Here is a 25,900-nt window from a genome sequence, read left to right as displayed (position 1 = left end):
AACGGAATGTGAACGTATCTTTAATTTCCCGACGGCGCCGGTTAGATTGCCCCCATGAGCAGTTCCGACGAATTCGACGCCTTCGAAGGCCTATCCCTGTCCGCACGCGCCATGGCCGCGCGGCCCGCGCCTTATCTGGAAGGGCTTAACCCCGCGCAACGCGAGGCGGTCGAGGCGCTGGACGGTCCTGTCCTGATGCTGGCGGGGGCAGGGACGGGAAAGACGCGGGCGCTGACGGCGCGGATCGCGCACCTTTTGGCCCGCGGGCTGGCCCGCCCGAACGAGATCCTGGCGGTCACCTTCACCAACAAGGCCGCGCGGGAAATGAAGGAACGCGTGGGCAGACTGACTGGCGGAACGGTCGAGGGGATGCCCTGGATGGGCACCTTCCATTCGATCAGCGTCAAGATCCTGCGCCGCCATGCCGAACTGGTGGGCCTCAAGTCGAACTTCACCATCCTCGACACCGACGACCAGATCCGTCTGCTCAAGCAGGTGATCGCGGCGGCGAACATCGACGAAAAACGTTGGCCCGCCCGGCAGTTGGCGGGGCTGATCGATCACTGGAAGAACCGAGCGTGGGGCCCCGAACAGGTGCCGTCCGCGGAAGCCTCGGCCTTCAACCACATGGGGACCGAACTTTATGCAGCCTACCAGGCGCGTCTGCTGACGCTGAACGCCTGCGACTTCGGCGACCTGCTTCTTCACGTCGTGACGATCTTCCAGAAGCACCCGGATGTGCTGGAACAATACCAGCGCTGGTTCCGCTACATCCTGGTGGACGAATACCAGGACACCAACGTCGCCCAGTATCTTTGGCTGCGCCTTTTGGCCGCGAAGCACAAAAACATCTGCTGCGTCGGCGATGACGACCAGTCGATCTACGGCTGGCGCGGCGCCGAGGTCGGCAACATCCTGCGGTTCGAAAAGGACTTTCCCGGCGCCAAGGTCATTCGGCTGGAACAGAACTACCGCTCGGGCGAACACATCCTTGCCGCTGCCTCGGGTCTGATCGCAGCCAACGCCGGACGGCTTGGCAAGACGCTTTGGACCGAGGCAGAGGGCGGTGAAAAGGTCCGGTTGATCGGTCACTGGGACGGCGACGAAGAAGCGCGCTGGATCGGCGAAGAGGCCGAGGCGCTGCAGCGCGGCACCCGCGGGCTGGGCCCGTTCCGCCTGACGCAGCAAGCGATCCTCGTGCGTGCCTCCCACCAGATGCGCGCGTTCGAGGACCGCTTCCTGACCATCGGCCTTCCCTACCGTGTCGTGGGCGGCCCGCGGTTCTATGAACGGCTCGAGATTCGCGACGCAATGGCCTATTTCCGGCTTGCCGTGTCGCCTGCCGACGATCTTGCGTTCGAGCGGATCGTGAACACCCCCAAACGCGGCCTGGGCGACAAGGCCCAGCAGGTGATCCAGCGGCAGGCGCGTGAAGACGGCGTGAGCCTTCTGGAAGGCGCGCGCTACGTCGTGGCCTCGGGCCAGATCGGCGGCAAGGGCGGCGCGCAGCTGCGGCTGCTGGTTGAGCAGATCGACCGCTGGCACAAGGAGACGGCGGCGCCGGGCTATGATCACATTCGGCTGGCCGAAACGATCCTGGACGAATCCGGCTACACCGAGATGTGGCAGAACGACAAGACGCCCGAGGCGCCCGGCCGGCTGGAAAACCTCAAGGAACTCGTCAAGGCTCTGGAGAGTTTCGAGAACCTGCAAGGTTTCCTCGAACATGTCTCGCTGATCATGGACAATGACAGCGAGGATGCCGAGGACAAGATCACCATCATGACGCTTCACGCCGCCAAGGGGCTGGAGTTCCCGGTCGTCTTCCTGCCGGGGTGGGAAGACGGGCTTTTCCCCAGCCAGCGCAGCATGGACGAAAGCGGCCTGAGGGGGCTGGAGGAAGAACGCCGCCTGGCCTACGTCGGCATCACGCGGGCCGAGGAACTTTGCACTATTTCCTTCGCGGGCAATCGCCGCGTCTACGGTCAATGGCAAAGCCAGCTTCCTTCGCGCTTCATCGACGAACTTCCCGCCAGTCACGTCGAGGTGCTGACCCCGCCGGGCCTATACGGAGGCGGATTCGGGGCGGCGGCGCCGCGCGCGGGGGAAAGCGCCATGGAAGACCGGGCGACGCGCGCCGATGTCTACAACTCCCCCGGCTGGAAGCGGATGCAGGATCGCGCCGGGCATCGCAGCATCTCGCAGCCGCGCGACTCCCGAAACCAGATCATCGACCTTGAAGCCGTGTCCGCCTTCACCGAGGGTGACCGCGTATTTCACAAGAAGTTCGGCTACGGCACGGTCGAGGCGACCGAGGGCGACAAGCTGGAAATCGCCTTCGACAAGGCGGGCGTGAAGCACGTGGTGTCCAGCTTCGTCGTCGCCGCCGAAACTGCTGACGACGTTCCCTTCTGATCCCGCCAGTTGTTGCGCCACGCAGGAACGCCTGGCGCCACGCCCCGGTGAACGGCGCGCGCGAAGCGCCCCGCGGATGACGGCTTGCCGCCGGTATCCGGGCGCAGCCTGAAAGATCTGGACGAAAAAAAACGGCGGCCCCAGGGAGGAGGAGGGGCCGCCGTCATGACGCGAGCCCCAGGGAGGAGGAGGGGGCCCTCGTTATCGGGTGAAGGTCCGGTGGCAACCCTGGGAGGAGGTAGGGCTGCCACCGTCTTCACAGCGTCGCTCCAGGGAGGAGGAGGGAGCGATCGCATTCTTTCGGGCCCATCGGCCCTGAATTTGTCCGGCCATGTGCCGGGTGGAAGTCGCGGCGGTGGCAGGGAGGAGGTTGCCACCGCCGCGCTTCGTCGCGAAACCCCCAGGGAGGAGGAAGGGGGTCCGCGTATCTTGCGGCAGCATCAGGGAGGAGGTTGATGCCGCCGCTGTTCCCGGACCAGGGAGGAGGATTGGTCCGGAGAGTTCCTTACTTGCCGTAAGCGGCCTCCATCGCGATCGATGTGATCATCGAGGGGCTGATGCCCAGGTCGAGAAGTTCGCGTTCGGTCAGTGCGCTCAGTTCCTTGACAGTCTGGCGGTAGACCTTGTGGCGGCCGCGGGCGTCTTGCAGGTTGCGAAGGAACGCGCCGATCCGGTCCGTCAGGCCGAGCTCCATTCCGCTGAGCGCCGATACATTTGCCATTTGTTCACCTGTTCGTCTTCTTAGGCGCCGTCCTGGGCGCCGGTCGTCTGGCGCCGTCATTGGCGCTGTTGGGGCTAACATGCGTTCAATGCTGCAGGTGCACAATACCGCTTCGCATCAATGCCGCCATGCAGCAATTGCATAACGTATTCTGACGTATTATCGGGCGTTTGCCTTGTTTCTGAGTGATTTTCCAGCATGCCGCGGACGACGCCCCTTGCCCTTGCCGATTATCCGTCACAACTGTGTCGCGAAAGCGAAGGAGCCTGCGATGAGCCTGACACGTGACGCCGTTCTCAAAGCCCTTGGTCGCGTGACACTGCCCGAAGGCGGCGACGTCGTGACCCGTGACCTGGTCAGGGCGCTGGCGGTTGAGGGCGACAAGGTGCGCTTCGTGCTGGAGGCGCCCGATCCGGAAGCGGCCCGTCGCATGGAGCCCGTTCGCCAGGCCGCCGAGGCCGCCGTTCGCGCGCTTCCCGGCGTGGCCTCGGTGTCGGTTGTCCTGACCGCACACGGGCCCGCGCCGAAGGCTGCTGCGCCGGCGCCATCGCTCAAGATCGGCGGCCATCCCACGCCGCAGGCCGGTCCGCAGCCGGTGGCGGGCATAAACCGGATCATCGCGATCGCCTCGGGAAAGGGTGGGGTCGGCAAGTCCACGCTTTCGTCTAACCTGGCCGTCGCGCTTGCGCGGCAGGGGCGCAAGGTGGGGCTTCTGGACGCCGACATCTACGGCCCGTCGCAGCCTCGGATGATGGGCGTTTCCAAGCGGCCCGCCTCGCCCGATGGGAAGACGATCATCCCGCTGACGGCGCATGGCGTCACGATGATGTCGATCGGGCTGATGCTGAAAGAGGATGAGGCCGTCGTGTGGCGCGGCCCGATGCTCATGGGGGCGCTGCAGCAGATGCTGGGGCAGGTGGCCTGGGGCGAACTTGACGTGCTGATCGTCGATCTGCCGCCTGGAACCGGGGATGTGCAGCTTACACTGTGCCAGCGCACGCACCTGACCGGCGCCATCGTCGTGTCCACGCCGCAGGACGTGGCGCTTCTGGATGCGCGCCGCGCGATCGACATGTTCGGCAAGCTCAAGACCCCGATCCTGGGGCTGGTCGAGAACATGTCTACCTACGTCTGCCCCAACTGTGGGCACGAGGCGCACCTGTTCGGTCACGGCGGCGTCGCGGCAGAGGCGGCCAAGCTGGGCGTGCCGTTCCTGGGAGAAATACCGTTGAACCTCGACATTCGCCTTGCGGGCGACGCGGGCACGCCCATCGCTGCGGGTGAGGGGCCGGTTGCCGACGCCTACGCCCAGCTTGCGCGCCGCTTGATCGCGGGTGGAATGGCCTGATCCGGGAAATCACGGGAACGCTGCAGCGCGAATGGGATCTTATGGGAATAACGCCCGTCCTGTGTCGGATGCGTTGGCGAATCACATACGGACGGCGAAATCCTAGGCAGAATATCGATATCCGGCTGCCGATTTTCGGGCCCTGTCGAACTGATCCAGAAAATTTTTGGGATTTAATGGGAGTAATCTGATGCTCTCGTTGTTCCATATGTTGTGCTGTGAAATGTTCCTACCCCAATTTATGCCAGAGGGTGGCGTTCAAAGCGGCTGCCTCTGCTATTTATCCGCGCTTTCCACGCGTGTTTCCTTGGTTCTCAGGGCCAGATTTCTCTTGCTTCCCATGAATTCCCATGGCATCCCTTGTTTACGGATGAAGACGGGCTCTAAGGGCGAAAAGACCCAAACGGCAGAAGTCAGGTTTCATACAGGCACCCGCTTCATCGAACGACGAGATCCGGCGCTCATGCGAGCAGACATCCCCCAGGTGGCAGGGCAGTCGGACAACCCAGTAGTGGGAACGAGGGCGGCGGATCGGGCAGTGGCAGCAGCCCGATCCGCCGTTGTCGTTCCAGGGGACCGGAACTGGTCCGCTTGCTGGCGACGATATCTGGGGGAGGGGTAGTAGCAGGAGCGCGGGCCGGTGGCACGCAGGTTCAGAGGGTCGGATACGTTCAAGGTGGACGCGAAGGGTCGCGTTTCCATTCCCGCCCCCTTCCGCCGCGTCATCGAGGCATCCGATCCCGATTGGAAAGAGGGCCTGCGCCCCAACATCGTCATCGTCTACGGCCCCGACAGCCAGAACTGGCTTGAAGTCTTCTCCATGGAAGCCGTGCACGAGATGGACGAACAGATCGCGCTGATGCAGCGCGGATCAACCGAACGCCTGTTGGTCGAAGAGCGGATGTACGGTCAGTCGCTGGAAACCCAGATCGACGACGATGGCCGCCTGACAATTCCGCAGAAGCTGCGCGAAAAGGTGGGCCTGCAGGGGGAAGCCTTCTTCATCTCTGCGGGCGACTATTTCCGCATCTGGAGCCCCGCCGCCTACGAGGAAAAAGCCGCGCGCCGCAGCCAGCAGCTTTCCGACCAGTATCCCGAGGACTTCGACCCCAGAAGTCTTCTCCCGCCCCTGCCGCAGAAGGCGTGACGCATGGCCAATGCTCCTTCTCCAGGTGATGCCCCCCACAAACCCGTTCTGCTGCGGCCGCTGCTAAAGGCGGTCGCTCCTGTCTTTGGGGTTTGGGTTGACGGCACCTTCGGCGCAGGCGGTTATGCGCGGGGCCTGCTGGCGGCCGGTGCGGAAAAGGTCATCGGCATCGACCGCGATCCCAGCGTTTTCGAACTTTCCAAGCCTTGGGCGGGCGCGTTCGGGGACCGCCTGACGCTGGTCGAGGGTACGTTCTCCGACCTGGACGACCTTGCGGGCGTGCCTGTCGATGGTGTCGTGCTGGATCTGGGCGTCTCCTCGATGCAGCTTGATCAGGCAGAGCGCGGGTTCTCGTTCCAGAAGGACGGCCCCCTGGACATGCGGATGGCTGACAGCGGACCGACCGCCGCGGACCTGGTCAACACCGCGACCGAGGCGGAGATCGCCGACATCCTTTATCACTACGGCGAAGAACGCGCATCGCGCCGGATCGCAAGGGCGATCGCGGCCGCGCGTCCCTTTTCCCGGACGCTTGAGCTTGTGGCCGTGATCGAACGTTGCCTTCCGCGTCCGAAGCCCGGCCAAAGCCATCCCGCAACCCGCAGCTTCCAGGCACTGCGGATCGCCGTGAACGACGAGTTCGGGCAGCTCGTCAAGGGGCTGGAAGCGGCAGAGCGTGCGCTGAAGCCCGGCGGAAAGCTGGCCGTCGTCAGCTTTCACTCGCTTGAGGACCGCATCGTGAAGCGCTTTTTCCAGCAGCGCTCGGGCGGCGAGGGGCAGGGCAGCCGCTACGCACCCGCCCGCGAAGCCCGCGCCCCGGCCTTCACGCTGCTCACGCGGCGCGCCATCGGGCCGGATGAGCAGGAGCTGGCCGAAAACCCGCGCGCCCGATCCGCGCTTTTGCGCGTCGGCATCCGCACCGACGCTCCCGCCGAACCCGCCGACCGCTCTGCGCTTGGCCTTCCGAAACCCGCGCTGATGGGGCTTTGATCATGCGCAGCCTGCTTTACGTTCTGACCGCCTTCGCCGTGATGGGACTCGCCTTCTGGGCTTACCGGGAAAACTACCGGACCCAGGCCGAACTGGCTGAGGCGCGAAAGCTTCAGTCCGAGATCGCGGACCTGCGCGAACGTGTTGGCGTCCTGAAGGCGGAATGGGCGTATCTGAACAGGCCTGACCGCCTCAGAGTCCTGGCTGACATCAACTTTGCGCGCTTGGGCCTTCTGCCGATGGAGCCGCGACAGTTCGGCGACGTGCGCGAGGTTTCCTACCCCGGTCTGAGCCTTCTGCCGGTGAGCGAGGCAGTGGACGCCATCGCGATCACGGGGGGCAGCGAATGATCCGGACGCCGCTTCGCCCGCTTGCCCGCATCCTTTCGGCCCGCGCCAAGGGCGAGAACCCCGATGACATCGAGCGCGCGAACGTCCGCGAACGGCACGAGGCCATGCGCGACAAGGCCCGCGCGCGAGCCGAAGGCCGGCTTCTTCTTCTGGGTGCCGCGTTCTTTGCCGTGTTCTGCGTGGTGGGGATCCGCATGGGGGTCCTGGCGACAACCGAGCCGGAGGAACCTCAGGCGGTCGCCTCTGGCGCCTCGATCCTGGCGCAGCGGGCCGACATCGTGGACCGGCGCGGCAGGGTCCTTGCAACGAACCTTGTGACCCACGCGCTCTATGCCCAGCCTCAGCTGATGGTCGACCCCGCGCGCGCGGCCAAGGGGCTGGCGATGATCTTCCCCGACCTGGACGAGCAGAAGCTGGTCAAGGACTTCACGGGATCGCGCAAGTTCCTGTGGATCAAGAAGAAGATATCGCCCGAACAGATGCAGTTGGTGCATGAGATCGGCGACCCCGGCCTTCTGTTCGGGCCCCGCGAGATGCGACTTTATCCGAACGGCTCCATCGCGGCCCATGTCCTGGGCGGCGCGAGCTTCGGGCGCGAAGGCGTGGCTTCGGCCGAGGTCATCGGAACGGCCGGGGTGGAGCGCACCTTCGACGGTTGGCTGCGCGACCCGGCCAATGGCGGCGCGCCGCTGGAGCTGTCGCTGGACCTGACCGTGCAGTCGACGGTGGAAGAGGTTCTGGACGGCGGCATGAAGCTGATGAACGCCAAGGGCGCCGCGGCGGTCCTGATGAAGGTCGACACGGGCGAGATCATCTCGCTCGCCTCGCTTCCCGATTTCGACCCCAACGACCGGCCCGCACCGCTGACGAAGGGTGACGCAGGCGACAGCCCGCTGTTCAATCGTTCGGTCCAGGGCGTCTACGAACTTGGCTCCACCTTCAAGATATTCGCGGTTGGACAGGCGCTGGATATCGGGCTCGTCAATCCGGAAACCAGGGTGGAAACGCAAAGCCCGATGGTCTGGGGCAAGTTCCGGATCCGCGATTTCCACAATTACGGGCCATCGCTGACGGTCCGCGACGTGATCATCAAGTCTTCGAACATCGGCACCGCGCATATTGCCCAGCAGATCGGCGCCGAGCGCCAGCAGGAGTTCCTGAAGTCCCTGGGCTTCTTCGAGCCGACGGCCGTGGAACTGGCCGAGGCGGCCTCGGCGCGGCCAATCGTGCCCAAGAAATGGCCCGAGATCACGACGATGACGGTTTCCTACGGTCACGGCCTATCGGCAAGCCCCCTGCATCTCGCGGCGGCCTATGCCGGCATGGTCAATGGCGGGACGCGGGTGACGCCCACGCTGTTGCGCGCCAAGGCGCCCAAGACCGGTGCGCGCATCGTGTCCGAACAAACCTCGACCGAGATCCGCGGAATGCTGCGCGCAGTGGTCGTACGCGGAACCGCCACCTTCGCCGAGGTGCCGGGCTACGCCGTGGGCGGTAAGACCGGGACGGCGGACAAGCCGCTGCCGAACGGGGGCGGCTACTACAAGGACAAGGTGATGGCCACCTTCGCCTCGGTCTTCCCCGCGCATGATCCGCAATACGTGCTGGTGGTTTCCCTGGACGAACCGGTTGAAACCTCGGGCTCCGAGCCCCGGCGCACCGCCGGCTGGACCGCAGTGCCTGTCGCGGCGGAAATCATTCGGCGCGTCGCGCCGCTCATGGGGCTCAGACCCGAGGTTGAACCTTCCCCCGAGAGCGGAGTAACACTCGTCAGCAACTGAACCGGGTGCGGGGGCCCTCGACGATGACGAGCGCGACGAAATCGCTGGCGGAACTTGGGCTGACAGCGCAAGCCGGGCGCGAGGCGCGGGTAACGGGACTTGCGGTCGACAGCCGGGTTGTCAAGCCCGGCTACCTGTTCGCGGCCCTGCCCGGAAGCCGGGTGCATGGCGGCGAATTCATCCAGTATGCTCTGAGAATGGGCGCGGGCGCGATCCTGACCGACCGCAAGGGGGCCGAGATCGCGGCGGCGGAACTTGCAGGGTCGACCGCGGCCGTCGTCCTGACCGAGGACCCGCGCCATGCCCTGGCCTTCGCCGCGGCGCTGTGGTTTGGGCGTCAGCCCGAAACCGTCGTGGCGGTGACGGGCACTTCGGGGAAGACCTCGGTTGCGACCTTCACGCGACAGATCTGGCAGGCGCTTGGGCTGTCGGCGGCGAACCTGGGAACGATGGGGGTTCTGGGCGACTACACGGCGCCCCTGGCACACACCACGCCCGAGCCGATCACGCTTCACCGCGTCCTGGCGGACATGGTCGACGCCGGCATAACCCACACGGCGATGGAGGCGTCTTCGCATGGGCTGGATCAGGGGCGGCTTGACGGGGTGAACCTGAAGGCGGGGGCCTTCACGAACTTCAGCCAGGACCACCTGGATTATCACGCGACCTTCGAGGAGTATTTCGCGGCCAAGGCGGGGCTGTTCAACCGGGTGCTGCCCGATGACGCGACCGCCGTGATCAACATAGACGATGCCCGCGGGCGCGAGGTCGCCAAGATCGCCGGCGGTCGCGGGCTTGACCTGATCACGGTCGGGCGGACCCCGGTCGCGGATCTTTGCATCGCCTCGCAGCGCTTCGACGCCACGGGCCAGGACCTGCGGTTCACTTGGAAGGGTGCGCCCCATCTGGTGCGTCTGGCTCTGATCGGCGGCTTTCAGGCCGAAAACGTGCTGGCCGCCGCGGGGCTTGCCATCGCTGGCGGCGAAGAACCCGAAGCCGTCTTCAAAACGCTGCATGACCTGACGACGGTGCGCGGGCGGATGGAATTGGCCGCCAAGCGCGAAAACGGGGCGACGGTGTTCGTCGACTATTCGCACAAGCCTGGCGCGCTGGCCTCGGCGCTGCAATCGCTTCGGCCCCATGTCTTGGGGCGCATCGTCTGCGTCTTCGGGGCGGGCGGGGACCGCGACCGGCTGAAGCGCCCGCTGATGGGACAGGCGGCGGCGCAATTCGCCGACGTTGTGATCGTGACGGACGACAACCCCCGCAGCGAGGATCCGGCGGCGATCCGCTCCGAGGTCATGGCAGGCTGCCCCGAGGCGACCGAGGTCGCGGACCGGGCCGAGGCGATCCTGCGCGGCGTGGACGCGCTGCATCCGGGCGATGCGCTTCTGATTGCGGGCAAGGGGCACGAAACCGGGCAGATCATCGGCAACGACATCTACCCCTTCGATGACGCCGAACAGGCAAGCGTGGCGGTCGCGGCGCTGGACGGGAAAATCTGATGGAACCTATCTGGACAGCGTCAGAGGCAGAGGCCGCGACCGGCGGCCGTGCAACACGCGATTTCGCCGCGACGGGCGTCTCGATCGACACGCGTACCCTGCAGCCGGGCGATCTTTTCGTCGCCTTGAAGGACGTTCGCGACGGGCATGACTTTGTCGCCGACGCCTTGAAGAAGGGGGCGGCGGCGGCCTTCGTATCCCGCATCCCCGAGGGGTGTGACGACGACGCGCCGCTGCTGATCGTGCCCGACGTTCTGGAGGCGCTCGAAGCGCTTGGCCGCGCGGGCCGGGCCAGATCCTCCGCGCGGGTCGTCGCGGTCACGGGCTCGGTCGGAAAGACCTCGACCAAGGAAATGCTGCGCGCGGTGCTTGCCGCGCAGGGCAAGGTCCACGCCGCGGAAGCGAGCTACAACAATCACTGGGGGGTGCCGCTGACGCTTGCGCGCCTGCCCCGAGACGCCGATTTCGCCGTGATCGAGATCGGCATGAACCACCCGGGCGAGATTGCGCCGCTGTCGCGTATCGCGCGACCGCACGTAGCGATGATCACGACGGTCGCGCCCGTGCACCTAGAAGCCTTTGAAGATGGCGTCGAGGGGATCGCGCGGGAAAAAGCCGCGATCTTCGAAGGACTTGAGCGCGGTGGCATCGCGGTCATCCCCTCGGGGCTTTCCGTGACGCCGATCCTTGCCGATGCCGCCGCGATCGCGGCGCGGACGATCCGTTTCGGTGCCGAAGCGGATGACGATTGGCGCCTTGTGTCCGTTACGCTGTCGCAGGATGCAACCGTCGTGAAGGCCGAACACACCGGGCAGGTGGTGCTGTTCAAGCTTCGGACGGCGGGCCGGCACTTTGCCGCCAACGCGCTTGGCGTGCTGGCCGCCGCAGCCGCGCTTGGCGCCGATCCGGCGATCGCTGCCTGCGATCTTGGCCTGTGGGCTCCGCCCGCGGGGCGCGGGACGCGCGAACGCATCCAGCTGGACATCGTGGACGAAACGCTGTCCTTCGACCTTATCGACGACGCCTTCAACGCCAATCCCGCCTCCATGGCGGCGGCGCTGGATGTGCTGGGCGCGTCTCTGCCCCGCGATGGCGTGGGCCGGCGATACGAGGGACGGCGCATCGCCATACTGGGCGACATGCTTGAACTCGGGCCGACCGAGGCGGCGCTGCACGCCGACCTGGCTCGCCACCCCATGATCGCGGGCCTTCACCTGATTCACTGCGTCGGACCGCGCATGCGCCATCTTTGGACCGCGCTTCCGGCGACGAAGCGCGGCGAATGGCACGAAACGGCGGCTGAACTGGCGCAGCGTTCGCATCAGATCGTGGATGCGGGCGATGTGGTTCTGGTCAAGGGATCGAAAGGGTCGAAAGTCAGCATGGTTGTTGACGGCCTGAGGAAACTCGGGCAACCGGTCGCCTACGAAACGCGGGGAACCGACTAGATGCTTTATTGGCTTGAGCGCCTCTCGGATGGCGGGGATGTTTTCAACCTCTTCCGCTACATCACGTTCCGGGCGGGCGGCGCCTTCTTCACGGCGCTGCTGTTCGGCTTCCTGTTCGGCAAGCCGCTGATCAACCTGCTCAGGCGCAAGCAGAAGAAGGGCCAGCCGATCCGCAACGACGGACCGCAGACCCACTTCGCCAAGGCCGGAACGCCGACCATGGGGGGCTTGCTGATTCTGTCGGCGATCCTGGTGGCGACCCTTCTGTGGGCCCGGCTCGACAACGCCTATGTGTGGATCGTGCTGTTCGTGACCTATGCTTTCGGTCTGATCGGCTTTGCCGACGACTACGCCAAGGTGACGAAACAGAACACCAAGGGCGTGTCATCGCGCGTGCGCTTCATGATCGGGCTGGCGATCGCGGCGCTTGCCGGCGCGGCCGCGTCCTGGCTGCATCCTGCCGAGCTGACGAACCAGCTGGCGGTTCCGTTCTTCAAGAACCTGCTGATCAATCTCGGCATCGTCTTCGTGCCCTTCGCGATGATCGTGATCGTGGGGGCCGCGAACGCCGTGAACCTGACCGACGGTCTGGACGGTCTGGCGGTGATGCCGGTGATGATCGCCGCAGCCACGCTGGGCGTGATCGCCTACGCCGTGGGCCGGGTCGACTTCACCCAGTACCTTGAGGTTCACTATGTTCCCGGCACCGGCGAGATCCTGATCTTCTGTGCGGCCCTGATCGGGGGCGGGCTTGGTTTCCTTTGGTACAATGCGCCGCCCGCGGCGGTTTTCATGGGCGATACCGGTTCGCTCGCGCTGGGCGGCGCGCTTGGGGCGATCGCCGTCGTGACCAAGCACGAAATCGTGCTGGCCATCGTCGGCGGTCTGTTCGTGGTCGAGGCGCTTAGCGTGATCATCCAGGTCGTCTACTTCAAGCGCACCGGCAAGCGCGTGTTCCTGATGGCGCCGATTCACCACCATTTCGAAAAGAAGGGATGGGCCGAGCCGCAGATCGTGATCCGCTTCTGGATCATTTCTCTGATCCTCGCGCTCATCGGGCTCGCCACGCTCAAGCTGCGCTAGGCGTGCGGAATTTCCGCCTGCGGGCTGTTGCCTGCGGGCGGCTGGCGGCTATGATCGGGACATGTAATCCCGGGAGCGGCGGCGCGTGCACGTACCAGCATCCTTTCCGGCCGTCTCCTCGGAAGAGGCGCTGGCCATGGCGATCGACGCGGTTGGTCGTGCCGAGTTCGTGCCGGCGACGCTCGACTATCTGCGGCTGACCGCGCCGTTCCACGGATGCCTTGCGCTGATCTTCGAAAACGCCAAGCGCCCCGTTCACGTCTATGACAATGTCCGCGCCGAGCGTCGGGCGATCGTGATCGACCGCTACCTGGATGGCGCCTACCTGCTGGACCCGTTCAGGGAATATTTCCTGAGCGGCCGTGGGGACGCGGTCGCCCGCATGCGCGATGTCGCGCCGGACCGCTTCCGCAACTCGACCTATTACCAAAGCTACTACAGCCATATCCGGCTGAAGGACGAGATCGGCATCTTCGTCGCCCTGGCCAACGGCAAGACGCTGTTCTTCTCGATCGGTCCCATGGGCGCGGAGCGGGAGTTCACGGCGATCGACGTGCGTGCGCTCAAACGCGTGCTCCCGGTGCTTTCGGCGCTTTGTCGTCGCCACTTCGACCGCTACGAACCCGGCGAGGCGGGATCGCTTGCCGTCAACATCGAAGAGGTTCTGACCCAGGGCGCGGGCGCCTGCCTGTCGCCCCGTGAAAGCCAGATCGCGGCCCTGATCCTGAAGGGGCACTCGACCGAGGCGATCGCGCGGCTGATCGCCATCTCGGGGGGCACCGTCAAGCTGCATCGCAAGAACATCTACCGCAAGCTTGGCATTTCCTCGCAGGGTGAGCTTTTCAACCTGCTCCTGTCTGAAATGACCAAATCCTGAGCGATCCCGTTTTTCGGTCCCACCCCCGCAACACATATCCCAAGAGGGATATTTACAGCCGTTCGCTCGCCCCGCACTCTGGTGCCAAGGCAAGTCGCGCGCCACCGCGCACCACACTTGCTTGTACGAAGACGGACAAACGGAGGACGGGACTTGAGCTCGGACGACGGCCTGATCGAAATCGTAAACGTCACCAAGGCCTTCGGCACCGGAGAGCGCCGGTTTCTTGCGCTAGGCGGCGTGAACGCGACAATCCGAAAGGGCGAGTTCTTTACCCTTCTCGGACCTTCGGGTTGCGGCAAGACCACGCTGCTGCGGCTGATCGCCGGATTCGAACTTCCGACGTCGGGAGAGATCCTTCTGGACGGGCAGGAGATCGGCCATCTGCCGCCCTATCGCCGTCCCGTGAACACGGTTTTCCAGAACTACGCGCTGTTTCCGCACATGACAGTGGCCGAAAACATCAGCTTCGGCCTGGAAATGCTGAACAAGCCCAAGGCAGAGATCGCCTCGACGGTCGAGCGGATGCTGGCGCTGGTCAAGATGAGCGAACTGGCCGGCCGGCGCACCGATCAGCTTTCGGGCGGTCAGCAACAGCGCGTCGCGCTGGCGCGCGCCCTGGCTCCGCAGCCCAAGGTGCTGCTGCTGGACGAACCGCTTTCCGCGCTCGACCTCAAGCTGCGCAAGGAAATGCAGGTCGAACTGAAGCGTATCCAGCATGAAACCGGCATCACCTTCATCTTCGTCACGCACGACCAGGAAGAGGCGCTGACCATGTCCGACCGCATCGCGGTCATGGCGAAGGGAAACATCCTGCAGATCGGGTCGCCGTCCGAGATCTACAACGCGCCTGCCGCGCGCTTCGTGGCGGACTTCATCGGCGACATCAACTTCATCGAGGGTCAGGTCGTGGTGGCTGGCGAAAAGACGGCTCAGATCCGGCTGCCGGGCGGACAGGTTCTGACGGCGCGTGCGTCGCGGCCGGTCGAGGGGCCGGTGACGCTTGCGATCCGCCCCGAAAAGGTGGGCCTGCGTCACGCCGATGATGATGACGTGCCGCTGTCGGGCACGGTCACGAACCTGGTCTACTTCGGCTCGGGGACGAACGTGCATGTCGATGTGGGGCTGGGTGCCGACATCGTCGCGCGGGCGACCGCGCCCAAGGTTGCCTTGGGCGACCGCGTCGGGCTGGACCTGCACGTGACCGATCTTTCGGTCCTTGCGGAGTAGCGTGATGAGCGTCCGCCAGGAAATCGCCACGCCCGCCGAAGCCGACGCGGCCCTTCGCGCGGCCATACGCCAGAGGGAACGCGAAGCCTTTCGCAACCGCTGGCTTCTGCTGGCGCCCGCAGTCGGTCTGATCGGCTGCGTCGGCCTTCTGCCGCTGGCGCTGACCATGATCTATTCCTTCCTTGAGCCGGGCACCTATGGCGGCGTCACATGGTCGTTCTCAACCGGTGCCTATGAACAGTTCCTGTTCGACCGCGACCTTTTCGACGAGACGATCCTGACCTTCAACCCATCCTACGTCATCATCTTCGCCCGTTCGATTTTCCTTGCGCTGGTCGCGACGGTCGGGACGCTGATCGTCGGTTACCCGACGGCCTATTTCATCGCCACCCGCCCGCGCGAGAGCCGCAACCTCTGGCTGTTCCTGATCACGCTGCCATTCTGGACGAACCTGCTGATACGCACCTATGCGATGCTGCTCATCATCCGGGACGAAGGACTGGTGAATGCGCTGCTGATGGGCGTGGGTGTCGTCAATCAGCCCGTCGGCATCCTTTACACCGATTTCGCTGTGTTCCTGGGTCTCATCTACAGCTTCCTGCCTTTCATGGTGCTGCCGGTCTACGCCTCGCTCGAAAAGCTCGACTTTCGGCTGGTCGAGGCGGCCTACGACCTCTACGCGACGCGCTGGCGGGTGCTGCGCCGGGTCGTCATACCGGCGACGCGGCCGGGCATCATTGCGGGTTGCATCCTGGTCTTCATTCCCGGCCTTGGCGCCTACATCACGCCAGAGCTTCTGGGCGGGGGCAAGAAGCTGATGATCGGGAACATGATCGCCTTGCAGTTCGGCACGGCGCGTAACTGGCCCTTCGGTTCGGCGGCTGCGCTGATCCTGATGGCCATGGTCGTCCTGATGCTGTTCGTGGTGATGCGGCGCAGTGGAAGGCAGATGAGCCATGGCTAAGCGCAAGGGACGCCCCTTCGACCTGAAAAGCCAACCGGGGTTCACCCAGATCGCTTGGGGCTGCGTGGTCTTCCTTTACGCGCCGATCCTCGTGCTGATCGCGTTTTCGTTCAATGCCAACCGCTCGGTCGTGCGGTGGACCGAATTCAGCTTCGACTGGTACGTCGCCGCGTTCCAGAACGAAGGCATCCGCAATGCGGCGATCGTGTCGCTGAAGGTGGCGACATCGGCCACGCTGGTCGCCACGACCTTTGCCACCATGGCCGCCCTCGCAACCACGCGCACGGCGCCATTCAGGGGGCAGGGGGTCGCCTTCGGCATCATCAACCAACCGCTGATGGTTCCCGAGATCGTGACCGCCGTGGTGACGCTTAGTTTCTTTGCACTGGTCAAGCAGATCACCGGGCTGACCGGCATCGGCTACCTGATCCTGGCGCACACGGTCTTCTGCATTCCCTTCGCCTACATGCCCATCCGCGCGCGGCTCGAGGATATGAACCTGACGCTGGAACAGGCGGCGGCCGATCTTTACGCGACGCCGTTCCGCATATTCCGCAGGGTAACGCTGCCGCTGATGGCGCCCGGCATCCTTGCGGGGGCAATGCTGGCCTTCGTCGTCTCGCTTGATGACGTCATCATCACGCTGATGATTTCCGGCCCCGGCGAAACCACGTTGCCGATCTACATCTTCGGCCAGATCCGCCGCGGAATCACACCCGAGATCAATGCAGTTTCCACCGTCCTTCTGGGCGTCTCGGTGCTGCTTGTGTCGTCCTTCTTCCTGATCGGACGGAAGAAGGCGTAAAACCGCCCGCTTGGGCGCAACAAGGAGGTACGAACGTGAAAAACGGCAAGCGCGTCCTGATGGCGGCGACGGCGCTGGGGATGCTTCCCCTTGCGGCCTTCGCCGAAGGCAAACTGAACATCTACAACTGGGGCAACTACACCAGTCCCGAGCTGATCGAGAATTTCTCGAAAGAATACGGGGTCGAGGTCACGCTGGACGATTACGATTCAAACGAGATCATGCTGGCCAAGGTGCAGGAAGGGAACACCGGCTACGACATCGTGGTGCCTGGCGACTACATGATCAAGATCATGATCGAGCAGGGCCTTCTGGCCGAAGTCAAGCCCAACGAGATGGAGAACTTCAAGAACGTCGATCCCAAGTGGGTGGACGTCTGGTGGGATCCGGGCCGCAACTATTCGGTGCCGTGGCAGTGGGGTACGACCGCGTTTACGGTCGACACAGAGGTCTACAAGGGTGACATCAACACGCTGGCCCTCATGTTCGATCCCCCGGAAGAGCTGAAGGGCCGGATCAACATGCTCAACGACATGAACGACGTCATCAACGCCGGGCTCCGCTACCTGGGGTATTCGCGCTGCAACGGCAATCCAGACGAACTGCGCGAGGTGACCGACCTTCTGCTGAACGCGAAGCAGCACTGGCGCACGATGGACTATGCCACGATCGAGAAGCTGACTTCGAGGGACGTGGACCTGTCGCAGAACTGGAACGGCGCGGCGATGCGGGCGCGGGCCGACCGGCCCTCGCTGCAGTACGCCTATCCGAAGGAAGGCTTCACTGGCTGGATGGATAACGTCGCCGTCCTGGCAGATGCGCCGAACATGGAAAACGCTAAGCTGTTCATGAACTATATCATGGCGCCGGAAAACGCGGCCCTGATCTCGAACTTCGCGCGCTATGCGAATGGGATCATGGGGTCCGAGGCCTACATGGACGCCGAGATGCTTGACGCGCCCGAAATCGTCATGCCGGCCGATGCTCCGACGCCCGACTTCGTGCAGCCCTGTCCGCAGGAAGTCGTGGACATGTACAACAAGATCTGGACGCGCATCAAACAGTGATGCCGTTCGGACGCCGGGGGCGGGTCCGCCCCCGGCTTGTTCCTGGTGGAGCGTGTCATGCCCAGTCGCGGCCGCAAAGATAGCAACCCCGTTCCACGCACGGCGCGGGAGCTTGGGATAATGCAGGGGTTTCCTCCGGCGCCGGAAAAATGCCCCACGCCCTGGAACTGGGATCTGGCGCCCTTCAACCGCTATACGTTTCTGAACGTCCGAAGCTTCGTCCCCACGGTCGAGGTGCGCGCGAACCCGGCGAAAAGCAGGCCCTTGCCGCGCGCGGAACGGGATATGGCCGACCTGGCCTTCGACGCCGCGGACGGCACCCGCAAGACGGTCGATCAGATGCTGGCCGAAACATACACCGACGGCTTCATCGCGTTTTCGCGCGGCAGAATCGTGACCGAACACTATTTCAACGACATGACGCCCAATACGCTGCATCTGTCGCAGTCGGTTGCGAAGTCGATCACCGGAACGCTCGCCGGCGTCCTTTGGGGCGAGGGGCTGATCGACACGGAAGCCCCTGTCACGGACTATGTGCCGGAACTGGCGCAGTCGGGCTACCAAGGAGCGACGCTTGGTCATGTGCTGGACATGCAGTCCGGGGTCCGGTTCGTCGAGGATTATGCCGACACCGCTTCGGACATGGGGCATCTGGACGTGGCGGCCGGCTGGAAACCCGCCCCACCCCATTACTCAGGGCCGACGACGGTTCGGGAACAGATCCTTGGCCTGCGTCAGGCAAGGCCGCATGGCGCGCTTTTCGACTATCGCTCGATCGAAACCGATGTGCTGGCGTGGGTATTGGAGCGCGCCTCGGGCATGCGCCTTGCCGAACTTCTCAGCGATCGGATCTGGACCAAGATCGGCGCCGAGCGTGACGCGGCCTTCACCGTCGACCGGTCCGGCACGGCGCTGGCGGATGGCGGGTTCAACGCCACCTTGCGCGATTACGCGCGCTTCGGTCTGATGGTCGCTTCGGGGGGGCGTTGGGATGGGCAGCAGATTGTGCCCGAGGCCTGGATCGACGACATCGCGCGCGCCGAGCCAGAGAAGTTCACGGGCGAATATCGCGACCTTGCGCCGAACGGTGCGTACCGGCGGAAGTGGTGGGTCATGGACGTCGATCGCGGCGATCTGTGCGCGCGCGGCATCTTCGGTCAGATGATCTATGTCGACCGCAAGGCGGATTTCGTGGCGGTCAAGCTGTCGACTTGGCCGGACTACCTGATTCCCGCGTTCACGGCCGATGCGCTGGGCGCAATGCGTGCGATCAGAGACGCCTGCGCCTGAATTCCGTCGCAGTCCTGACCTTGACCTTCGCGCCCCGAGCGCGCTTATAAGGTGGGCAACAGTTTCCGCGCGAAAGGAGTACGATCATGTCCTTCACCCTTCCCGACCTTCCCTATGCGCACGACGCGCTTGCGTCGCTTGGCATGTCGAAGGAGACGCTAGAATATCACCACGACCTGCACCACAAGGCCTATGTCGACAACGGCAGCAAACTGGTCTCCGGGACCGAGTGGGAAGGCAAGTCGCTGGAAGACATCGTCCGCGGCACGTACCAGGGCGGCGCCGTCGCGCAGAACGGCATCTTCAACAACGCCAGCCAGCACTGGAACCACATGCAGTTCTGGGAAATGATGGGGCCGGGCGAAAACAAGAAGATGCCGGGCGAACTGGAAAAGGCGATCACGGACTCCTTCGGTTCCGTGCAGAAGTTCAAGGACGACTTCTCTGCCGCCGGCGCGGGCCAGTTCGGATCGGGCTGGTGCTGGCTGGTCAAGAACGCGGATGGCAGCCTTGCCGTCACCAAGACCGAAAACGGCGTCAATCCGCTGTGCTTCAATCAAACCGCGCTGCTTGGGTGCGACGTGTGGGAACATTCCTACTACATCGACTTCCGCAACAAGCGTCCGGCCTATCTCACGAACTTCCTCGACAAGCTCGTGAACTGGGAAAACGTCGCTTCGCGCCTGTGACCGGGGCGGCCGGGTGATCACCCGCCGTGGTATCTTGAAGGGCCTGCTGGGGATGATCCTGGCAGGTCTTTTCACGTCCGCCTATGCGTTCTTCGTGGAACCGGCGCTGCGCCTGCGCGTGAAGCGCTGGATCATCAAGCCCCACGGTTGGGCGGCTGGACCGCTGAAGATAGCGGTGATCGGTGATCTGCATGTCGGCGGCCCCTGGGTCACGCTTGACCGGCTTGAAAGGGTCGTGGCGCGAACCAACGCGTTGGGGGCCGATCTGACCGTCTTTCTTGGTGACCTCGAGGCGGGACATCGCTTCGTGCAAGAGGTGATCCTGCCCGAGGATGCCGCGCCCGTGCTTGCAAGGCTTCGGGCGCCGCTGGGCGTATACGCGATCCTTGGCAACAATGACTGGTGGCACGACCGGGACGCACAGTCACGCGGCGCGGGTCCCACCCGTGTTCAACTTGCGCTGGAACAGGCCAGCATCCCGGTGCTTGAAAACCGTGCAATCCGGATCGGCGAAGGCGCGCAGGCGTTTTGGCTGGCGGGCTTGGGTGACCAGTTGGCCCTTGCAAGGGATGGCGGCTGGAAGGGCGTCGACGATTTGCAGGGCACGCTTGAACAGGTCAACGGAAAGGCACCCATCATCCTGCTGGCGCATGAGCCCGATATCTTTCCGCAGGTGCCCAAGCGCGTGTCCCTGACATTGTCGGGGCATACGCATGGTGGCCAGGTCCGGCTTATGGGCTGGTCGCCAGTTGTTCCATCTCGCTTTGGCAACCGCAATGCTTACGGCCATGTCCAGGAGGATGGCCGCGACCTGATCGTCACCGGGGGGATCGGCTGTTCGATCCTACCCGTTCGCTTTGGCGTCGTCCCTGAAATCACGCTGGTGGAGCTGCAATGACGGCCGAGTTTCGCGGAATCGCCGCGCTGATCGCAGCCTGCACGGTGTGGGGGCTTTCCCCCATTTATTACAAGGCGCTGTCACATGTTCCGCCGCTGGAGGTGCTGACCCATCGCGCGCTGTGGTCCTTGGCGCTGTTCTCGGCATGGCTTGGTTTCAAGGGGCGTCTGGGCGAGGTGCGCGGGCTTCTGGCCGGCCCCGGCCGCTGGCTGCTTGCACTGGCGGCCTTCATGATCGGCATCAACTGGTTCGGCTACATTTCGGCCATTCAGGCCGGGCGCACGGTCGAGGCCAGCCTTGGCTACTACATCTTTCCGCTGATCGCGGTTCTGCTGGGGGTGATGCTTTTCGGCGAACCCTTCGCCCGCGCCAAGGGCGCGGCCGTGGCGCTTGCGGCCGCCGCGGTGATCCTGCTGACCTGGGGGTTGGGGGCCGCGCCCTGGATCGCGCTTTTCCTTGGCGGCACCTTTGCCATCTACGCGGCGATCAAGAAGCGCCTTGGCGCCGGTCCGGTCGTTTCGATCACGGTCGAGACACTGATGCTTGCCCCGCTGGCGCTGTTCTGGCTTTGGCACGTCACCTGGACGCAAACGGGACACTTTGGCGACAGCGCCCAGACCTCTGTCATGCTTGTCTTCAGCGGCGTGATAACGGCGGTGCCGCTGATGCTGTTTTCCTATGCCTCAAGACAGGTTTCCATGGCCGCGTTCGGCCTGACCCAATACCTCAACCCGACGCTGCAATTCCTTTGCGCGACGGTCGTCTTCCAGGAGCCCTTCACGGGCTGGCATCTTGCCGCGTTCGCGCTGATCTGGACCGCGGTCGCGATCTTTTCGCTGTCGGGCCTCAAATGGCCGGGCCGCGCGGGCATGACCTGAACGTCGTATCCGGGCCTATTGGTCAAGCGCCCCGGAAAGTGCTTCGGCAAGCGCAGTCACATCGGGGGCAATCTGGACGAAATCCCTCAGGGAAGGATCGGCGAAGCCCTCGTCCACGATCCGGTCGATCATGGCGATCAGCGGATCCCAGTAACCCTCGGTATTGAGGACAAGAATAGGCTTGGCGTGCAGCCCCAGCTGACGCCAGGTCAGCACCTCGAAGAACTCGTCCAGCGATCCGCCGCCGCCGGGAAGGACCACGATCGCGTCCGAGTTCATGAACATCACCTTCTTGCGCTCGTGCATCGTCTCGGTGACGACGAAGGCCGTCAGGTCGCGCTTGCCGACCTCGCGCTGAAAAAGGTGTTCCGGAATGACGCCGAAGGTCTGGCCCCCGGCCGCCTGCGTGGCGCGCGCGACTTCCCCCATCAAGCCGACGTCGCCGGCGCCATACACCAGACGCCAGCCTTTGCGGGCCAGCATCTCGCCTGTTTTACGCGCGGCTTCGGCATAGGTGGTCCTGCCGCCGTGGCGTGAGCCGCAATAGACACAGACGGATTTCATCGAAGCGGTCATGGTGGCAGGCCCTCAAGGTTCTTTTGACCGGTGATAGCGGCGTTGCTAAGGTCGCTCAAGCGCCGCGCGAGGGAAGTCGGCGAAGGGGATAGGAAACACATGAGCGAAGAAAGCAAGGGCGCTTCGTCTGGTGGCCGTGCGCTCTGGGCGGCGGCGGCGGCCGGCGTAGTGGCGGCCCTGGTGCTGATCTGGTTCTTTGGGTTGCGTCAGCAACCCGAACCGGTCGAGCAGGTTGCCGAGACGGTCGAACCGGCGGAAGAGGTGGCCGCATCCGTGGAAGCGGAGCCGGAACAGACCGCCCCGGAGGCCGAGGCCGCGCGCGAGCTTCCGGCAGAGCCGCCCGCACCGGCCTTTGACACGGTGCGCGTCGCCGCGGACGGTCTTGCCCTTGTTGCGGGGCGGGCTGCGCCGCGCTCCGAGGTGACGATCCGCGCTGACTCCGCCGAGGTCGCGCGGGCGATCGCCGACAGCAACGGAAGGTTCGCGGAACTGTTCACGCTTGACCCTTCCGACAATCCCCGTGTGCTGACGCTGACCATGAGCCTGCCAGAGGGCGGGACCCAGGAAAGCAAGGAAAGCGTGATCGTCGCCCCGATCGCCGCGCCGCAAACCGCGACCGAAGCGGCGACGGGCGCCCAACCCGCCGAGGTCGATGCGACAGTTGCCGTTTCCGACGAGCCGGCCGAGGAACCCGCAGAGCCGGCGGCCACAGCCGATGTGATCGTCGTCGGCGAAGACGGTGTCCGCAAGCTTGAGGAACCCGCGCCGAGCGTCTGGGTCGCGATCGACACGATCAGCTACGACATCCAGGGCAACGTCGTCATCGCCGGGCGCGGAACGCCGGGGAACTTCGTGCGGCTTTACCTGGACAACAAGCCCGTGGCGATCACAGAGGTGGCGCCAGGCGGATCCTGGAGCGTGGGGCTGGTCGGGATCGCGGCGGCGCTCTATCGTCTGCGCGCCGACCAGATCGACGCAAGCGGCAAGGTCATGTCGCGGGTCGAAACGCCGTTCCAGCGCGAAGCGCCTGAAACCGTTGCGGCGGCCTTGGCCAGCTCGGGCGCGGAAAGCACGGCGTCCGAAGCCGGGACCGCCACGGAAAATGCAGCGGAACCGACCGAAGCCGTGGACGTCACCGCATCCGTGGGCACCGCTGCCGAGCCGGTTCAGTCGGAAACTGTAGAGGCCGCAGCTGGTTCAACCGACCCGGCAGCGCAAGCTGCCGAGGTTCAGGCGGCCACGCCCGACGCACCGGGCAAGGTGACGGGCGCGCGGATCGTGACGGTGCAACCCGGCTTCACCCTGTGGGGCATCGCGACGGAAAACTACGGCAACGGGCTGCTATACGTCCGCGTGTACGAGGCCAACAAGGACCAGATCCGCGACCCGGACCTGATCTATCCCGGCCAGATCTTCACCGTGCCTGACGAAGGCAACTGACACCCGATGTTTTTGAGGGGCCGCTTCTGCGGCTTCACTCCCCGTCTTGTTCAGGGGGACTTGCGGCGTGGCGCGGTGTGCAACAGGCGCAGACTTCCGGGTGCGAGCGGCAGCAGTCGTTCAGAAGGTAGCCGATGACACGCCCGATGCCGACGGCATCGACGGAGTAGAACACGTTGCGCGATGCCTTGCGGCCGGTGATCAGCCCCGCCTGTTCAAGTTGCGACAGGTGGAACGACAGGCGCGATGCCGAAACGTCCAAGTCGCGCGCGATATCCCCCGCGGCCATGCCTTCGGGCCCCTGCTGGATCAGGCGGCGCACCAGTTCCAGCCGGGTTTCATTGGCCAGCGCGGATAGTGCGGCAAGGACTCGACTTTGTTCCACCCTTCAATTACTCATGAATTGTTAAAGCGATATATCCTTGATAGGCGAAGCGCGCGCTGCGATCAAGCGGCGTGCGAAACTGGCGGTGAACCACCATGAGCGAACGCAGGACGGAACGGCGCAGCAACCTGATGACCCTGCGGCGGGTGGCGCCATATCTTTGGCCGAAGGGCGAGGGGTGGGTTAAGCGCCGGGTGGTGCTGTCGCTGTTCGCCCTTCTGGTGGCGCGGTTCATTTCCGTCTCGACCCCATTCTTCTACAAGGCGGCAGTCGACGTTCTTGGCGGGGAAACCCGCGGCGAGGCCTGGCTGCTGGCCATCGGCGCTGTGGGTCTGACGGTCGCCTACGGAATCGCCCGGCTGAGCGCGGTCGGGTTCAACGAATTGCGCGACGCGATCTTCGTCCGCGTGGGGCAGCGTGCGCTCAGAAAGCTTGCGCTGGAAACCTTCAGCCACATCCATCGCCTGTCCATGCGCTACCACATCACCCGCAAGACCGGCGGCCTGTCGCGGATCATCGAGCGCGGGGTCAAGGGCGTGGATTTCCTTCTGCGCTTCATGCTCTTGTCGGTCGGGCCGCTGATACTGGAACTGTCGCTTGTGACGGTGATCTTCGCGGTGGTCTTCGACTGGCGCTATGCGGTCGTCGTGATGGTCACGATCGGTCTTTACGTCACCTACACCTTCAAGGTCACGGAATGGCGGGTGCGGATCCGGCGCCAGATGAACGAACAGGACACCGATGCCAACCAGAAGGCGATAGACAGTCTCTTGAACTTCGAAACCGTCAAGTATTTCGGCGCCGAAACGCGCGAGGCGAACCGCTATGACGCAGCCATGGCAGGCTACGAACAGGCAGCGATCAAGACGGGGCAATCGCTGTCGATGCTGAACTTCGGCCAGTCGCTGATCATCACCACGGGTCTGGTGATCGTGATGGTGATGGCCGCATTCGGCGTCCAGCAGGGAGTGCTGACCGTCGGCGATTTCGTCATGGTCAACGCCTACATGATCCAGATCACGATGCCCCTGAACTTCCTCGGCACTGTTTACCGCGAGATTCGCCAGGCGCTCGTGGACATGGGCGAGATGTTCGAACTTCTGGGCCAACCGGCCGAGATCGTGGACAAGCCGGGCGCACCCGACCTGAAGGTCAACGGCGGCAAGGTCGAGCTGGACGACGTGTCCTTCGCCTACGATCCGGCCCGGCCGATCCTGAAAGGGATCAGCCTGAAGGTCGGCGCGGGGGAAACGGTGGCGATCGTCGGCCCCTCCGGCTCGGGCAAGTCGACGATCGGCCGCCTTTTGTTTCGCTTCTACGACGTGACCGGCGGCGCGCTTCGGATCGACGGTCAGGACGTGCGTGACGTGACGCAGGACAGCGTTCACAGCCTGATCGGGGTCGTGCCTCAGGACACGGTGCTGTTCAACGACACGATCCACTACAACATCGCCTACGGTCGCCCCGACGCCCCGAGGGAAGAGCTGATCGCAGCGGCGAAGGCCGCGAAAATCCACGACTTCATCATGACCCTCCCCGAAGGGTACGAGACGAAGGTGGGCGAACGCGGGCTGAAGCTGTCAGGCGGCGAAAAACAGAGGGTCGGCATCGCGCGCACGATCCTCAAGAACCCGCCGATCCTGCTTCTGGACGAGGCGACATCGGCGCTGGACACCCAGACCGAGCGCGACATCCAGGAAAGCCTCAAGGAAATGGGGCAGGGCCGCACCGTCCTGACCATCGCGCACCGCCTCTCCACCATCGCCGACGCGGACCGGATCGTCGTGCTGGACAAGGGCGAGATCGTGGAGGAGGGCCGGCACGAGCAACTGCTGGCGCTGGGCGGGCGCTATGCCGCGATGTGGGCGCGCCAGTCGGCCGAGGAAGACACCCCGCGCGGACCTCGGCTCGTCAATCTGGAGGAGGCCGCAGCTTCGGGCGGGACTGCGGCAGAAGAAGGCGGCGATCTTCCGGCCGACCGCAACTACCGGTTCGCGCCCAAGGTCTGACGGA

At 64.5% G+C, this 25,900-nt stretch carries 23 protein-coding genes; 20 read left to right on the top strand and 3 right to left on the bottom strand.

Annotation, left to right across the window (positions count from 1 at the left end; genetic code table 11):
- Positions 1-54 precede the first annotated feature (54 nt).
- Positions 55-2,415, top strand: a complete 2,361-nt coding sequence (locus OEW28_RS10120) for an ATP-dependent helicase (protein WP_263734643.1) — start codon at positions 55-57, stop codon at positions 2,413-2,415.
- A gap of 505 nt (positions 2,416-2,920) precedes the next feature.
- On the opposite strand, the gene OEW28_RS10115 is transcribed toward OEW28_RS10120, so the two are convergent.
- Positions 2,921-3,136 carry a DUF1127 domain-containing protein gene (locus tag OEW28_RS10115; protein ID WP_263734642.1) on the bottom strand — a complete coding sequence of 72 codons (216 nt, stop codon included), beginning with the start codon at positions 3,134-3,136 and terminating at the stop codon, positions 2,921-2,923.
- Between the two features lie 271 nt (positions 3,137-3,407).
- On the opposite strand from OEW28_RS10115, the gene OEW28_RS10110 reads away from it, so the two are divergent.
- The 17 genes from OEW28_RS10110 (at position 3,408) to rarD (ending at position 21,486) form a co-directional block, all read left to right on the top strand.
- The gene (locus tag OEW28_RS10110; RefSeq protein ID WP_263734641.1) at positions 3,408-4,484 is read left to right on the top strand and encodes an Mrp/NBP35 family ATP-binding protein; all 1,077 of its coding nucleotides are present in this window, start codon (positions 3,408-3,410) and stop codon (positions 4,482-4,484) included.
- A gap of 640 nt (positions 4,485-5,124) precedes the next feature.
- The gene (gene mraZ / locus OEW28_RS10105; RefSeq protein ID WP_263734640.1) at positions 5,125-5,631 is read left to right on the top strand and encodes a division/cell wall cluster transcriptional repressor MraZ; all 507 of its coding nucleotides are present in this window, start codon (positions 5,125-5,127) and stop codon (positions 5,629-5,631) included.
- Positions 5,632-5,634: 3 nt separating this feature from the next.
- A complete protein-coding gene (gene rsmH / locus OEW28_RS10100; protein WP_263734639.1) occupies positions 5,635-6,621 on the top strand; it encodes a 16S rRNA (cytosine(1402)-N(4))-methyltransferase RsmH in 987 nt (328 codons plus the stop codon).
- A gap of 2 nt (positions 6,622-6,623) precedes the next feature.
- Positions 6,624-6,971: a cell division protein FtsL gene (gene ftsL / locus OEW28_RS10095; protein ID WP_263734638.1), complete on the top strand. Its 348-nt coding sequence runs from the start codon at positions 6,624-6,626 to the stop codon at positions 6,969-6,971.
- Positions 6,968-8,752, top strand: a complete 1,785-nt coding sequence (locus tag OEW28_RS10090; protein WP_263734637.1) for a peptidoglycan D,D-transpeptidase FtsI family protein — start codon at positions 6,968-6,970, stop codon at positions 8,750-8,752. Before ftsL ends, OEW28_RS10090 begins: the two co-directional genes overlap by 4 nt.
- Positions 8,753-8,775: 23 nt before the next feature.
- On the top strand, positions 8,776-10,257 hold the full coding sequence (locus OEW28_RS10085; RefSeq protein WP_263734636.1) for a UDP-N-acetylmuramoyl-L-alanyl-D-glutamate--2,6-diaminopimelate ligase: 1,482 nt from the start codon (positions 8,776-8,778) through the stop codon (positions 10,255-10,257).
- The gene (locus OEW28_RS10080) at positions 10,257-11,705 is read left to right on the top strand and encodes a UDP-N-acetylmuramoyl-tripeptide--D-alanyl-D-alanine ligase (RefSeq protein ID WP_263734635.1); all 1,449 of its coding nucleotides are present in this window, start codon (positions 10,257-10,259) and stop codon (positions 11,703-11,705) included. Before OEW28_RS10085 ends, OEW28_RS10080 begins: the two co-directional genes overlap by 1 nt.
- Positions 11,706-12,788: a phospho-N-acetylmuramoyl-pentapeptide-transferase gene (gene mraY / locus OEW28_RS10075; protein ID WP_263734634.1), complete on the top strand. Its 1,083-nt coding sequence runs from the start codon at positions 11,706-11,708 to the stop codon at positions 12,786-12,788.
- An 85-nt stretch (positions 12,789-12,873) separates the two neighbouring features.
- Positions 12,874-13,665 carry a helix-turn-helix transcriptional regulator gene (locus OEW28_RS10070; protein WP_263734633.1) on the top strand — a complete coding sequence of 264 codons (792 nt, stop codon included), beginning with the start codon at positions 12,874-12,876 and terminating at the stop codon, positions 13,663-13,665.
- Between the two features lie 153 nt (positions 13,666-13,818).
- Positions 13,819-14,895 (top strand): ABC transporter ATP-binding protein, encoded by a 1,077-nt coding sequence (locus tag OEW28_RS10065; RefSeq protein WP_318527523.1) that lies wholly within the window; start codon positions 13,819-13,821, stop codon positions 14,893-14,895.
- Between the two features lie 4 nt (positions 14,896-14,899).
- Positions 14,900-15,859 (top strand): ABC transporter permease, encoded by a 960-nt coding sequence (locus OEW28_RS10060; RefSeq protein WP_263734632.1) that lies wholly within the window; start codon positions 14,900-14,902, stop codon positions 15,857-15,859.
- Positions 15,852-16,664, top strand: coding sequence for an ABC transporter permease (locus OEW28_RS10055; RefSeq protein WP_263734631.1), 813 nt, complete (start codon positions 15,852-15,854; stop codon positions 16,662-16,664). The genes OEW28_RS10060 and OEW28_RS10055 overlap by 8 nt, the downstream gene beginning before the upstream one ends.
- Positions 16,665-16,699: 35 nt before the next feature.
- Positions 16,700-17,731 (top strand): ABC transporter substrate-binding protein, encoded by a 1,032-nt coding sequence (locus OEW28_RS10050; RefSeq protein WP_263734630.1) that lies wholly within the window; start codon positions 16,700-16,702, stop codon positions 17,729-17,731.
- Positions 17,732-17,851: 120 nt separating this feature from the next.
- Positions 17,852-19,021: a serine hydrolase domain-containing protein gene (locus tag OEW28_RS10045; protein WP_263734629.1), complete on the top strand. Its 1,170-nt coding sequence runs from the start codon at positions 17,852-17,854 to the stop codon at positions 19,019-19,021.
- An 86-nt stretch (positions 19,022-19,107) separates the two neighbouring features.
- On the top strand, positions 19,108-19,710 hold the full coding sequence (locus OEW28_RS10040) for a superoxide dismutase (protein WP_263734628.1): 603 nt from the start codon (positions 19,108-19,110) through the stop codon (positions 19,708-19,710).
- 13 nt (positions 19,711-19,723) lie between these two features.
- Entirely contained in the window at positions 19,724-20,608 is an 885-nt protein-coding gene (locus OEW28_RS10035; protein WP_263734627.1) for a metallophosphoesterase, read from the top strand.
- Positions 20,605-21,486: an EamA family transporter RarD gene (gene rarD, locus OEW28_RS10030; RefSeq protein ID WP_263734626.1), complete on the top strand. Its 882-nt coding sequence runs from the start codon at positions 20,605-20,607 to the stop codon at positions 21,484-21,486. The genes OEW28_RS10035 and rarD overlap by 4 nt, the downstream gene beginning before the upstream one ends.
- Before the next feature lie 15 nt (positions 21,487-21,501).
- On the opposite strand, the gene OEW28_RS10025 is transcribed toward rarD, so the two are convergent.
- Positions 21,502-22,050: an LOG family protein gene (locus tag OEW28_RS10025; protein WP_263734625.1), complete on the bottom strand. Its 549-nt coding sequence runs from the start codon at positions 22,048-22,050 to the stop codon at positions 21,502-21,504.
- 111 nt (positions 22,051-22,161) lie between these two features.
- On the opposite strand from OEW28_RS10025, the gene OEW28_RS10020 reads away from it, so the two are divergent.
- Positions 22,162-23,502, top strand: a complete 1,341-nt coding sequence (locus OEW28_RS10020; RefSeq protein WP_263734624.1) for a LysM peptidoglycan-binding domain-containing protein — start codon at positions 22,162-22,164, stop codon at positions 23,500-23,502.
- A gap of 34 nt (positions 23,503-23,536) precedes the next feature.
- Here OEW28_RS10020 and OEW28_RS10015 read toward each other — a convergent pair whose 3' ends face one another.
- Positions 23,537-23,887 carry an ArsR/SmtB family transcription factor gene (locus OEW28_RS10015; RefSeq protein WP_263734623.1) on the bottom strand — a complete coding sequence of 117 codons (351 nt, stop codon included), beginning with the start codon at positions 23,885-23,887 and terminating at the stop codon, positions 23,537-23,539.
- Positions 23,888-23,982: 95 nt separating this feature from the next.
- On the opposite strand from OEW28_RS10015, the gene OEW28_RS10010 reads away from it, so the two are divergent.
- On the top strand, positions 23,983-25,896 hold the full coding sequence (locus OEW28_RS10010; protein WP_263734622.1) for an ABCB family ABC transporter ATP-binding protein/permease: 1,914 nt from the start codon (positions 23,983-23,985) through the stop codon (positions 25,894-25,896).
- The last annotated feature ends 4 nt before the right edge of the window (positions 25,897-25,900 follow it).

This window comes from Albidovulum marisflavi, assembly GCF_025751435.1.
GTDB classification, from domain to species: Bacteria; Pseudomonadota; Alphaproteobacteria; order Rhodobacterales; family Rhodobacteraceae; genus Albidovulum; species Albidovulum marisflavi.
This window is presented reverse-complemented; position numbering and strand designations above follow the sequence as displayed.

Bases quoted from the DNA above. Each gene is read 5' to 3' on its own strand.
- OEW28_RS10090 (WP_263734637.1), top strand. From the start codon at position 6,968: ATGATCCGGACGCCGCTTCGCCCGCTTGCCCGCATCCTTTCGGCCCGC.
- OEW28_RS10045 (WP_263734629.1), top strand. From the start codon at position 17,852: ATGCAGGGGTTTCCTCCGGCGCCGGAAAAATGCCCCACGCCCTGGAAC.
- OEW28_RS10110 (WP_263734641.1), top strand. From the start codon at position 3,408: ATGAGCCTGACACGTGACGCCGTTCTCAAAGCCCTTGGTCGCGTGACA.
- OEW28_RS10025 (WP_263734625.1), bottom strand. From the start codon at position 22,050: ATGAAATCCGTCTGTGTCTATTGCGGCTCACGCCACGGCGGCAGGACC.
- OEW28_RS10040 (WP_263734628.1), top strand. From the start codon at position 19,108: ATGTCCTTCACCCTTCCCGACCTTCCCTATGCGCACGACGCGCTTGCG.
- OEW28_RS10080 (WP_263734635.1), top strand. From the start codon at position 10,257: ATGGAACCTATCTGGACAGCGTCAGAGGCAGAGGCCGCGACCGGCGGC.
- rsmH (WP_263734639.1), top strand. From the start codon at position 5,635: ATGGCCAATGCTCCTTCTCCAGGTGATGCCCCCCACAAACCCGTTCTG.
- OEW28_RS10055 (WP_263734631.1), top strand. From the start codon at position 15,852: ATGGCTAAGCGCAAGGGACGCCCCTTCGACCTGAAAAGCCAACCGGGG.
- ftsL (WP_263734638.1), top strand. From the start codon at position 6,624: ATGCGCAGCCTGCTTTACGTTCTGACCGCCTTCGCCGTGATGGGACTC.
- OEW28_RS10085 (WP_263734636.1), top strand. From the start codon at position 8,776: ATGACGAGCGCGACGAAATCGCTGGCGGAACTTGGGCTGACAGCGCAA.
- OEW28_RS10020 (WP_263734624.1), top strand. From the start codon at position 22,162: ATGAGCGAAGAAAGCAAGGGCGCTTCGTCTGGTGGCCGTGCGCTCTGG.
- OEW28_RS10115 (WP_263734642.1), bottom strand. From the start codon at position 3,136: ATGGCAAATGTATCGGCGCTCAGCGGAATGGAGCTCGGCCTGACGGAC.
- rarD (WP_263734626.1), top strand. From the start codon at position 20,605: ATGACGGCCGAGTTTCGCGGAATCGCCGCGCTGATCGCAGCCTGCACG.
- mraY (WP_263734634.1), top strand. From the start codon at position 11,706: ATGCTTTATTGGCTTGAGCGCCTCTCGGATGGCGGGGATGTTTTCAAC.
- OEW28_RS10060 (WP_263734632.1), top strand. From the start codon at position 14,900: ATGAGCGTCCGCCAGGAAATCGCCACGCCCGCCGAAGCCGACGCGGCC.
- OEW28_RS10010 (WP_263734622.1), top strand. From the start codon at position 23,983: ATGAGCGAACGCAGGACGGAACGGCGCAGCAACCTGATGACCCTGCGG.
- OEW28_RS10120 (WP_263734643.1), top strand. From the start codon at position 55: ATGAGCAGTTCCGACGAATTCGACGCCTTCGAAGGCCTATCCCTGTCC.